Consider the following 12,072-nt stretch of genomic DNA (forward strand, 5'->3'; position numbering starts at 1 on the left):
TCCTCCATCTCTGCTATTTTTATTTTCTAGCTAATTTTTCTAATGCTATATCTTGTAGGCGGAACTTCTGTACTTTTCCTGTGCTTGTCATTGGCCATGCGTCGGCATCAATAAACCAGACGTGGCGGGGTACTTTGAAACGAGCGAGTTGCTCGGAACACCAGTCGACAATTTCTCTTCGGGTAATGTTTTCTCCAGTCTTTAATTCGATAAAAGCTGCGCCAATTTCTGTTGTGAGCTTATCAGGTATACCAATTACATTAACCTGGTTAACCGTTGGGTGCTTGGAAATAACAATTTCAACCTCACGAGGGGAGACAAGTTCCCCAGATACTTTGAATATTTCCTTGCTTCTTCCGAGAATTTGTAAGTAGCCATCTGGATGAATTTTTCCTACATCACCTGTTCTTAGCCAACCATCTTTATCAATGGTTTTTGCAGTTTCCTCAGGTTTTTTATAATAACCATGTGAAACCGTATTTCCTCTTACAGCAAGTTCTCCGATTTCACCTTCAGGCAAGTCTTTTCCAGTATTAACATCGATTGTTTTATATTGTACAGAGCTATGATTAAATTCTGGAAGTCCAGTGATTCCGTTAAGCTTTGGACGTCCAACTCTTGTCGTGATTATTTCTAAGGAGTCACCAATTTCTGTCGTTACTCCAGAAGAAGCAACTTCGGTTTGTCCGTAACCAGTAATAATTTCTGTTAAGCCAAGTGTTTCAATCGCTTGTTGCCAAACGGGAATTGGAGCAGGTGCCGCGCCACACCACATCGCAAATAAATTAGAAAGGTCAAAGTCTTTAACGTTTGGATGATTTAATAAAGGCACTAATGTCGTTGGTACACATAGATAATCATTCGCTTTGTACTTCTCCATTAATTGTAAAGATAAAAGGGGAGAGGCACCAACAGCAGAAATAAAAGAACCACCAACAAAGGACATCGCAATAATTGCTTCAATTATGGCAAAGCAATGATAGAAAGGAAGGGGGGCAAAAGTGACTCGGCCGTCCTCAATCGCTCTGCTTAATACGGTTCCATAGCCTGAACGGAGCAGCATATCATCTGTTAGCATTACTCCTTTAGGGCTTCCTGTTGAACCAGAAGTGTACATAATAATTGCAACTTCATCTGGATAGCGTGAGGCCTCCCATCTAATTTCAAAAGCTTCATCTGTTATTTCATCTGCTCCAGCAAGGAAACGATCCCATGGTAAAAAGTCTTCATGGACATCATCAGCGCTTCCTGTATTCATCGAAATAATTTTTTCTAAAGAATTATTCCGGGCAAATTCTTCATCACTTAAAAGCTCCACAATCATCTGACTATCTTCACTATTTTCCGGTGTTTGTTTAAAAATTAAATACTGTGTATCTGATTGAGATAAGATATATTTTAGTTCAGCTTTTTTTAGCATTGCATTGATCGGAATAAACACAGCACCAACTAAAGATGATGCAATCATTAATGCAGGAAAAGTCGCGTCATTTTGCATGAATATCGTGATGTGATCACGACGTTTCACTCCGAGTTTGATAAACGCTTTCGCATAACGCACAGCTTCTTGCCAAACATCGTTATATGTATATTCCTCGTCATTGATGTAAAGATATGGTCGATCTTTATACAATGCACAAGTTTTTGCGAAATGGCGTGCAATCGTATCGCGTGGCCAAACAGGATACCTTTCTTCAATGGCTTTTCTACGTTCTGAAATACTTTGTTCGAGTGTCAGTTGCGATTCCATCCATTTATTCTCCTTTGTATTTTTTAAAAGCGATGACTGCATTATGTCCACCAAAACCAAATCCATTGGATAATGCGATGTCTATATTTCCTTCGACTGCTACGTTAGGAACATAATCTAAGTCACATTCCTCATCAGGATTCTCCAGATTTATCGTAGGAGGGAAAATATTATCTCTCAATGCCTGGATTGTAATGATTGATTCGATTCCACCAGCTGCTCCAAATAAATGTCCAGTCATCGATTTGGTTGAGCTCACCTTTAAGTTGTATGCGTGCGTTCCAAAGACTTCTTTAATCGCCTTTGTCTCAGATATATCACCAACTGGTGTGCTTGTCCCGTGCGCGTTAATATAATCAACTTCATGTGCACCAATGTTTGCGCGCTCAATTGTTAACTCCATTGCTTTCGCTGCTCCCAAATAATCTGGAGCCGTAATATGATGCGCATCTGTCGTACTAGCATAGCCAATAATTTCAGCAAGAATGGTAGCACCACGTTTTTTTGCATGCTCATATTCTTCTAAAAATAAAACCCCAGATCCTTCAGACATAACAAAACCGTCGCGCTCCATATCAAACGGTCGAGAAGCAGTTTCTGGCGTATCATTTCTCACAGACATTGCTCGCATTTTTGAAAATCCAGCAAAATATAATGGATTAATTGTTGCTTCAGCTCCACCAGCTAAAAATGCATCTGTATAACCGTGGGCAATATTTAGATAGGCCTCTCCAATTGAATGGTTGCTTGTTGCACATGCGGAAACAGTCGCAAAACTTGGTCCACGAAAGCCAGTCTGAATAGCAAGCAATCCGGAAAGCATATTATTGATTGACATCGGAATAAAAAATGGCGAAACACGTCTTGCACCTTTTTCAAGAAGGATTTTATGGTTAGCTAAAAGGGTATCGATCCCACCAGCACCAGAGCTTACATAAATTCCGACACGGTCTTTATCGATCGTATCTAAATCGACATTTGCTTGCTCCAATGCTTGCATAGCAGCTGCAAAGCCATATTGCGTGTATAAGTCATATCTTTTCATTTCTTTTGGATCCATATATTTTTTACCGTCGAAGTTCTCTACGGTTCCTGCAATTTTTGTTTGAATATCTTGGAATTCTTCACCATCTAGTGGCTTAATTCCTGACTTTCCATTTTTGATGTTTTTCCACATAGAATCAACATCATTACCTAAAGGGGAAATACTACCAGTACCAGTAATTACTACTCTTCGTTTCATATGAATTCCTCCTCATTACCATCCTCATAATAATAACATATCATTAGAAATAGAAGCCTTACAATGAAAAAGAGCTCCAGGAATGAACTTCTGTTCCCGGAGCTAATCAATTATATAGTTTTTATTTTTATTCATTTTCAGCTTCTAAATAGTCAATTCCTAAAGTCCCATATGGAACGCTAATTCTAAATGCTAGATTATTAGCTTCAAGATCAATCGTTTCAACAGCGATTCGGAAATTACTTTTAATATCCATCTGTGAAACAGCGATAAATATTTCTTCATCGTCAGGATTAACAACTACCCATTCTGGCATTGGTAGATATCTTGCTAGATACTCCATTATTTTTTTATTAGGCAATTCCAATAATCCCAATGAAATCGAGCGTTGTTTCAAAATGATATCTCCATTATCCGCAACAAGCGGTTCGAAATGAACAGAGAAAGGGACTGTTGTTGAAAAGACAGGAAACTCACCAATTAGGTGCACATCATCATTCAATTCTACACGATAGTGCAGGCCCGTTCCGCTCGTCCACTGTGCGATATAAGCATTGATTAATTCATTTAAATTTTTCTTTGTTGTTCGAACGGTGAATTCCGAACTATCTTCCTCAAAGTCGATATCTTCAAAAGGTGAGGTCACTTCTTCAACAGGCCAAAAGATTAAACTTATGATTACTAAAATCACTGCTATATTTACCCCAAGTAGCAGATAGAAGAAGCCCTTCCATTTATTCGAATTTTTTTCTCGTCTAGATGTTTTTGACATCGCGTCGTCATCCTTCTTCATTTGAAATATATTCTAATACGCGCCCCGCAATTAAATAATAGCCATTATAATTTGGGTGGAAATTATCCTCAGCGAAAATATCATCTTCATTCCCAGTGAATAAATCTTCAACCGGAATAAAGGTAATATTTTCTGCTTGCAGAGCTAGAGAACTTCCAGTGTCGTTCCAAGCTTCAACAATCATATTTAACTCTGCAATATCTTGAAAGTATTTTTCGAAAGGATTATAGATCCCTAGTAAATAAATATCTGCATCAGGGTTTAACTCTTGAATTGTATCAAGAATTTCGGCTAAGCGTCGTTCGTATTCTTTTCTTTCCTCAATAAAATCTTCAATTTCTAGATTAGTAATGTTTTCTTTAGCAACTTGCATAATATCATTTGCACCAATTGTAATAAGGACAAGATCCGCATTGGATAAACCATCTTGAATTTCTTCTTGTTCTAATCGTTTCAGTAATTGTTCTGTACGGTTTCCAGGTACTCCAAAGTTCTCAAAATCAGCTATTTCTACATCTACATTAATTGAGCGCTCGAGGATTCCTACATAACCGCCGCCCTTGGTCGGATCACCTACACCACGGGTTAGGGAATCTCCAATTGCTACAATATTTACTTCACGAGTAAACATCCGGTCAATTGTACCTTGGATGGCTTGCGAGATTCTTTCAGCAATACTGACTTCTACTTCGTTATTCTCATCACCATTTTCAATATCGTCTTCCATCTCAGTTACTTCTTCCTCAAGTTCAACCTCATCTTCAGGTGGAATTAAAGGTTGAGTAATTGGTTGACTTTGTGTGTATATGATAAAAATACTCCCAATGATTACAAGTATAATAGTGGGAATAATAATAAACAGTCTTTTCTTCATTTCACTCACACCTAACTAATATTAGATAAGGATTATATTATACCTTCTTTTTAAACTTTACCCTATTATTTTAATCCTAAAAAGCGGAAGTTAAACTTTTTATGAAATATCAACGAATGATTAGAGGAATTGCAGTGGAATACGAGGTGAATATAAAAAATCCCACAGGAAATTGGAACCTTTCCTGTGGGATAAACTATTATTTATTGTGTTACAGGTGACTTGCTTATTTTACTACCACGAACTTTATCTAATGCTTCTAAGATACCCTCGTTCTTGATAACAAAAATCCCTGCAGCTTCTGCATGCTCAGATACGGAACCTGCACCTTCGTTTTCTAACCAAAGAATCTTACTCTGTTTATTAATTAACTGTTCAATTGTCTCAGCAGGAAGCTCAGCGTTACCAACTAATAGTGCATCAAGAGAATCTTCAATTGCTGTAAGCTCGGAGACATCTTCATTTTCTCCTACACTAACTACTTTAAAACCATAGTTTGTAAGTTTTTTCTTCGTAGATTCATCAACCGCAAAGACTGCAACTGTTTTATGTCTTAGGCCTTCGCTTCGGTCAAATGGTGAGTGTAGTAACCATTCGATGGCATCCTGTTTCGTCGCTTGAAGCTGTGGTGCTTCTCCAGTAGCTTTTGCGATTGCTTGGTCTAAGTCAGCTAAAATATCTGTTGTTGACTCAAGTCCAATCGAAAGACGAATAAGTTCTTCCGTTGTTCCACTCTTCTTCAAATCTTCAGCACTTAGTTGTTGATGCGTTGTTGAAGCAGGGTGGATAATTAACGATTTCGCATCGCCGACGTTAGCTACATGTGACCATAGTTTAATATTATCGATTACTTTTCTACCAGCCTCACGACCACCTTTGATACCGAACGTGACAACTGATCCGCCACCTCGTTGTAAATATTTCTGTGAAAGTTGGTAGGAAGCATGGTTTTCTGAACCAGGATAGTTAACCCACTCTACTCCAGGATGGTTTTCTAAATAAGTAACAACTTCTTTTGTATTCGATAAATGTTTTTCAAGACGTACCTCTAATGTTTCAAGGCCTTGAACAAATGTAAATGCGCTTTTCGGACTTAGTGAAGCACCAATATCACGTAAAAGCTGTACACGTAGTTTTGTCGCATAAGCTGCTGCACCAACGTCAACATATTTCAATCCGTTATAAGTTTCGTCAGGTGTCGTAAATTCTGGGAAACGTGGGTTATCCCAGTTGAAGCGTCCACCATCAACTACAACTCCGCCAACGGTTGTTCCATGTCCACTTATCCATTTTGTTGCAGAGTGAACGACAATATCTGCTCCCCAGCTAATAGGTTTAGTATTCAATGGTGTAGCAAAAGTATTATCAATGATTAAAGGTAATCCATTTTCGTGTGCAATCTCAGCTACAGCTTCAATATCGAAAACATATAGACTAGGGTTCGTAATTGTTTCTCCAAAAATTGCTTTTGTTTTATCTGTAATCGCAGCACGGAAGTTTTCAGGATTTGTACCATCAACTAGTTTCACAGTAATTCCGTACTTTGGAAGTGTATGGACAAATAGATTATACGTACCACCATATAGATTGCTGTCTGCGATAATTTCATCGCCAGTTCCAGCGATATTAAAGATTGCAAAAGTAATTGCAGCCATTCCTGATGATGTTGCTACTGCTGCAACTCCATCTTCTAGTTGAGCAATTCTTTCTTCAAATGCTGCAACAGTTGGATTTGTAATTCTTGTATAGATATTCCCTGACTCGGCAAGACCAAATAGATTTTGAGCATGTTCTGTATCTCTGAAAACATAAGCCGTTGTATCATAGATTGGTAAAGCTCTAGCTCCTGTAGTTGGATCTGGTTCTTGCCCCGCATGTAGTGCTAGTGTTTCTGGTTTTTGAAAATGAAAGTTTGACATAAATAATTCCTCCTTTGATTTTAGCGCAGTAGAACTGGCTGTGAAAAATGTACTCCTTGCTTGAAGCTCATTTCATCTGGAGGAAGGCGACAAAAAGCCCCCTTCCTAAGAAGAGGGCGTATAGTTTTAAGTATACTGTTCCTCCTCTTATCTTCCAGATCGATTGTGATCTGTAGGATTTAGCACCATCAAAAGCAAAATATCTGCTCTTAGGTTGCCGGGCTTCACAGGGCCTATTCCCTCCGCCGCTCTTGATAAGAGATGTAATTGTTATAAAAGACTGATCAATAAAAATTGTTCGGCCTTTTCTAAATTTAAAGATGATTATAGCCTGAGTTGATATCTAATGTCAACCATATAATTTAAATAGTTTTATTTTGATCAAAAATTAGTGATCTAGTAACCTACTTAGAATAGGTTCGCGTGCAGTACATTAACTTTCTTTATTGACGTTCACTCAAACGTTTGTTTTGCTTCGCGGGCCGGTAGTAAACCGTACTTAAGTATAGAAACAATGCTGTCCAGATGAATGCAAATGCAATTAAATTATCCTTAGAAAAAGGTTCATTATAAACAAATACGCCAAGAATTAACATGAGTGTTGGCGTTATAAATTGTAAAATACCAACCATCGATAATGGAATAACTTTAGCTCCCATTGAGAATAAAATTAAAGGTACCATTGTTGCAATTCCACCGCCAATTAATAATAAATTATCTTGAACAAATGGTGTGGTAACCTGAAAAGATTGTTCTGGTAAAAATACTAAATATAATATAGCTACCGGAGCAATAATCATTGTCTCAATTGTAATACTATGGACGGCAGAAAGATTTGTTTTCTTTTTAATCAAACCATAAGTAGCAAAACTCACCGCGAGTACGATAGAAATCCAAGGAAAAATACCACTTTGGAATGTAAGATAAAGTACTCCAATCGCAGCTAGCACGAATGCTACTCCTTGTTTCCAAGTCACAGATTCACGTAAAATAACGATTCCTAATAAAATACTTACGAGTGGATTTATGTAATAGCCTAGACTCGCTTGCAGGACATGTTCATTAGCAACTGCCCAAATAAATAAATACCAGTTGATCGTGATTAATATTGTTGCAGCAGTTATTAATAACAATTTTTTAGGCTCTCGGAATAAGTTTCTTGTTTCTTTAAGAAAAGAGGAAAATTGTCTTAAGAGTACAAGCAAAATTAACATAAAAACAAAAGACCAGATTAAACGATGCGCAAGAATTTCTGCAGCGGGAATATGATCAATCCACTTCCAATAGATGACTAAAAAGCCCCAAATCAAATACGCACTAAACGTCGAGAGGCTACCCAATTTGAACTCCCTAGACTCCAACTTTTCATCTCCCTTTTCCTTATCTATAGATTAATTCTAGAAGTAAAATTTATAAAACGCAAATTCTTTAACTCATTAAAGCGAAAAAGATTTATCTCCATGCAAACTATTGCATCATACTTTCAAATGAAGAAAACGCTTTCATTGTACTGGAATTTACAGTATGCTAAAGAAAGAAGGTTATAGAAACAAGCCATAAAATAGGGAGAGAAAACTAGTCATCCTATTTAAAAAGTATTTTAGTAAAGGGGTAGAAGAAGATGACAAAAAAATATCAAAAGTTTGAAACAGCTGTCATTCATGAAGGTTATGAACCAAAAGAAATGCTAGGGAGTTTAGCTGTACCACTATTTCAAACATCGACATATGTTTTCGACTCAGCAGAGCAGGGTGAAAAACGTTTTTCAGGAGAAGAAGATGGCTATATTTATTCAAGACTTGGGAATCCTACTGTTCGAGTTTTAGAAGAACGAATTGCAGCTCTTGAAAATGGAGAAAGAGGGTTAGCATTCGGTTCAGGGATGGCAGCAATTTCCGCTATCTTAATTGCGATGACGAAAGCCAATGATCATATTCTTTGTTCTTCAGGATTATATGGTTGCACGTACGGCTTATTAATGATGATGAAGGATAAATATAATATTACATCTGACTTTTCCATGCTAGATTCAGAGGAAGAAATTCGTGCTAGAATCAAACCAGAAACAAAAGTTATTTATGTGGAGACACCGATTAACCCAACAATGAAACTAATTGACTTAGAGCTTGTTGCAAAAGTAGCTAAAGAATTTGATATTCCAGTAGTTGTTGACAATACTTTTTGCTCACCATATTTACAACGCCCATTGGATTTAGGTTGTGATGTCGTTGTTCATAGTGCAACTAAATATATTGGTGGTCATGGAGATGTCATCGCAGGTCTAGCTGTTGGGAAAAAAGACTTTATGGATGAAGTCGCAATGACAACGCATAAAGATATCGGTGGAATAATGTCTCCACTAGATGCATTTTTGCTTATTCGCGGTTTGAAAACTTTACCGATTAGAATGGATCGCCATTGCGAGAATGCGAGTAAGATTTACGAACAGTTGAAAGAACATCCTAAGGTGGACAAAATATATTTTCCTGATGATCCAAATAGCCCGGATTATGAGATTGCTAAGAAACAAATGAAATATGCAGGTGGAATGATTTCCTTTGAAGTTAAAGGAACAAAAGAAGATGCACAGCGCTTCATGAATAATTTAGCGTTTATAAAAATTGCAGTAAGTCTTGGAGACGCAGAAACGCTAATCGAACACCCTGCAACAATGACACATGCAGTTATCCCAGAAGATGCACGTGTCGAAATGGGCATTACTGACCAACTTATTCGTCTTTCTGTCGGACTTGAAGCATGGGATGATATTTGGCAGGATCTAGAACAAGCACTTGATCTACTTTAAAAAGCAACAGATTTTACAATGGAGAGGTTCATGCTGATTGATAAGATACCACAGCGATTATGCTCCAATCATTTCATCAAGAAAACCGTTCATTATAAATTAAGAAAGCTTGAATAAACGCACATTTTCTACGTGCGTTTTTTCTTTTATATTTTTACTGTGATAAAATCCCAAATACTTCCTAATTTTAACTCGCTTGAAATGCAACAAAACGCAAGGTTATGCTATATTAGATAATAGCAAACAATCGAACGATGGGCAGGTGAGGCGATGAGCTTAATTTCTATTCTTACAATTTTAGTCATAATAGTTAATATCATTCTCGGAGGTTCGATCGTTTTCCTCGAGAGAAAAAATGCATCTTCTACTTGGGCATGGCTCATGGTTCTGCTCTTTATTCCGATCGTAGGATTTTTACTTTACCTTATTTTTGGAAAACCAATCAGTAAAGGCCGTATTTTTATCTGGGACACAAAGAGTCGTTTAGGTCTGAAAGCAGCGGTACAAGCGCAACTACGTGAAATGGAGACCAATCAATTCGAATATGCAGACCCAGACATGGCGGATTACCAAAGCTTAATCTACTTGAATATGAGAACGGATGCAGCAATTTTTTCACAGGATAATGATGTTGAAATTCTTATAGATGGAAAGGAAAAGTTCGATCGCTTACTCCAAGATTTGCGAAGAGCGAAAGACCATATCCATCTCGTCTATTATATTGTTCGTGACGATGAACTTGGGAACAAGCTTGCAGAGGTACTAATTAAAAAGGCGAACGAAGGCGTAAAGGTTCGTTTTCTCTTTGACGCAATGGGTTCCAGGAGTCTAGGGAAAAAATATATTAGCCGTTTGAATCATGCAGGGGTAGAAACGGAAGCATTTTTCCCAGCGAAAATATTTAACTTTAAAATAAATTATAGAAACCACCGAAAGTTAGCCATTATTGATGGAAAAATTGGTTATATTGGTGGCTTTAATATTGGGGATGAATATCTTGGGAAAGATAAGAAATTTGGTTACTGGCGAGATACCCATTTAATTGTTAAAGGTTCTACTGTTGAAAGCATGCAGACAAGATTTATCCTCGACTGGAACCAAGCATCTAAAAATGAAATCCTATACGAAGATCGTTACTATCAAGCAACAAGTGCTGGTGATGCAGGGATGCAGATTGTTTCAAGTGGTCCCGATCAGGAACTTGAACAAATTAAAACAGCCTATATTAAGATGATTATGGAAGCAAAAGAGTATATCTATATCCAAACACCGTATTTTATTCCAGATGATAGCTTGCGTGATGCACTGCGTATTGCCGCACTTTCAGGTGTGGATGTAAAGGTTATGATTCCGAATAAGCCGGATCATCCATTTGTTTATTGGGCAACATTATCCTACAGTGGGGATTTGCTTGAAGCGGGCGGCGAAATTTATATTTATCAAAATGGCTTTTTACATGCAAAACAAATTATCGTCGATGGTAAAATTGCAACGGTTGGAACAGCTAATATTGATGTACGTAGTTTTAGATTGAATTTTGAAGTGAATGCATTTATATATGATAAAGAAATTACCGGAAAGCTAGAAGAAGCTTTTCATAATGATATTAAACTTTCCACGCAAATGACGAAGAAATTATACGATAAACGATCGCTCGGCATTCGATTCAAAGAATCCATCGCGCGGTTATTATCACCAGTATTATAATATTGTTTACATTATAGGTCTTGTTTAAGTTCAATTTTGTTATGAGCATCTACTCGCTTCGGAAATATACTTCGCTTTCCGCGGGCGGCTGGTGAGCTTCCTCGTACGCTTTGCGTACTGCGGGATCTCACCTAAGCCTTTCCTCCCGCAGGAGTCTTCGTATATTTCCGAAGCTCATTACAGCATTCTTATTTTTAAATGAATGCAATCTTAACAACATCGAACTTAACATAGCCAAACTACTAGGAGGAAATTATGGAAGCAAAACCATGTTCTAATTCATTGTCAGTAAAAACAACACATGTTCAGCCACCAGATACGAATTTTCACGGAACGTTATTCGGCGGTATGTTACTTGCACATATCGATGACTTAGCTGCAATTGCCGCGGTAAAACATTGTAGAAAAAATGTAGTAACAGCATCCATTGACTCTGTTGACTTTTTAACACCAGTACGTGCAGGGGATGCGATTTTCATTGAAGCATTTGTAACTTACACAAGTAGAACATCTATGGAAGTATTTGTGAAGGTAATTACAGAAAACCTTGTTTCGGAAGAGAAGAAGGTTTGTAATACAGCTTTCCTAACCTTTGTAGCGATTGATGAAAATGGAAAACCAACTCCAGTACCACCCGTTTACCCAGAATCAGATTATGAAAAGTCTTTACACGAATCTGCTAGCGAACGTGCAGCCCACCGTAAAGCCCGTCGAAATGAGTCGAAATCCTTCGCTCAAGAAATTGGATCCGATTATATTTGGGATAAATAAAAAAAAGCTGAGACGAATCTATTGTCTCGGCTTTTTTACTTGCCAATAAATAAGAAAGCGTTTACAATAGTAGATAAGATTCAGAATTCATTCATAAGATGAACGTTGGAGGTTTTCCAATGAATCACAAGATATTTTCATTAGATTGTTTAAATAGCAAGGAGGCGCAGTTTCGACTAGCGCCTCCTTTTACTTTGTTCGCTTTACTT

The 12,072-nt window shown here is 37.5% G+C and carries 9 protein-coding genes and 1 riboswitch; of the genes, 3 read left to right on the forward strand and 6 right to left on the reverse strand.

Annotation, left to right across the window (positions count from 1 at the left end):
• Positions 1–19: 19 nt before the first annotated feature.
• The 6 genes from ACXYMZ_RS01540 to rarD all read right to left on the reverse strand — a co-directional run bounded on the left by ACXYMZ_RS01540 (position 20) and on the right by rarD (position 7,940).
• Positions 20–1,750, reverse strand: a complete 1,731-nt coding sequence (locus ACXYMZ_RS01540) for a class I adenylate-forming enzyme family protein (protein WP_458946587.1) — start codon at positions 1,748–1,750, stop codon at positions 20–22.
• Between the two features lie 4 nt (positions 1,751–1,754).
• Complete coding sequence (fabF, locus tag ACXYMZ_RS01545) at positions 1,755–2,993, reverse strand: beta-ketoacyl-ACP synthase II (protein WP_458946588.1); 1,239 nt, start codon at positions 2,991–2,993, stop codon at positions 1,755–1,757.
• Positions 2,994–3,120: 127 nt separating this feature from the next.
• On the reverse strand, positions 3,121–3,765 hold the full coding sequence (locus tag ACXYMZ_RS01550) for a YpmS family protein (protein ID WP_458946589.1): 645 nt from the start codon (positions 3,763–3,765) through the stop codon (positions 3,121–3,123).
• A 7-nt stretch (positions 3,766–3,772) separates the two neighbouring features.
• On the reverse strand, positions 3,773–4,660 hold the full coding sequence (locus ACXYMZ_RS01555; RefSeq protein WP_458946590.1) for an SGNH/GDSL hydrolase family protein: 888 nt from the start codon (positions 4,658–4,660) through the stop codon (positions 3,773–3,775).
• Between the two features lie 203 nt (positions 4,661–4,863).
• Positions 4,864–6,579, reverse strand: a complete 1,716-nt coding sequence (locus ACXYMZ_RS01560) for an O-acetylhomoserine aminocarboxypropyltransferase/cysteine synthase family protein (RefSeq protein WP_458946591.1) — start codon at positions 6,577–6,579, stop codon at positions 4,864–4,866.
• A 144-nt stretch (positions 6,580–6,723) separates the two neighbouring features.
• Positions 6,724–6,840, reverse strand: a riboswitch (SAM riboswitch).
• Between the two features lie 182 nt (positions 6,841–7,022).
• Positions 7,023–7,940 (reverse strand): EamA family transporter RarD, encoded by a 918-nt coding sequence (rarD, locus tag ACXYMZ_RS01565; RefSeq protein WP_458946592.1) that lies wholly within the window; start codon positions 7,938–7,940, stop codon positions 7,023–7,025.
• Between the two features lie 260 nt (positions 7,941–8,200).
• On the opposite strand from rarD, the gene megL reads away from it, so the two are divergent.
• The 3 genes from megL (at position 8,201) to ACXYMZ_RS01580 (ending at position 11,863) form a co-directional block, all read left to right on the forward strand.
• Positions 8,201–9,385, forward strand: coding sequence for a methionine gamma-lyase (megL, locus tag ACXYMZ_RS01570; RefSeq protein ID WP_458946593.1), 1,185 nt, complete (start codon positions 8,201–8,203; stop codon positions 9,383–9,385).
• 270 nt (positions 9,386–9,655) lie between these two features.
• A complete protein-coding gene (gene cls / locus ACXYMZ_RS01575) occupies positions 9,656–11,092 on the forward strand; it encodes a cardiolipin synthase (RefSeq protein ID WP_458946594.1) in 1,437 nt (478 codons plus the stop codon).
• 255 nt (positions 11,093–11,347) lie between these two features.
• Complete coding sequence (locus ACXYMZ_RS01580) at positions 11,348–11,863, forward strand: acyl-CoA thioesterase (protein ID WP_458946595.1); 516 nt, start codon at positions 11,348–11,350, stop codon at positions 11,861–11,863.
• Positions 11,864–12,072 lie beyond the last annotated feature (209 nt).

The organism is Oceanobacillus sp. CAU 1775, assembly GCF_054482815.1.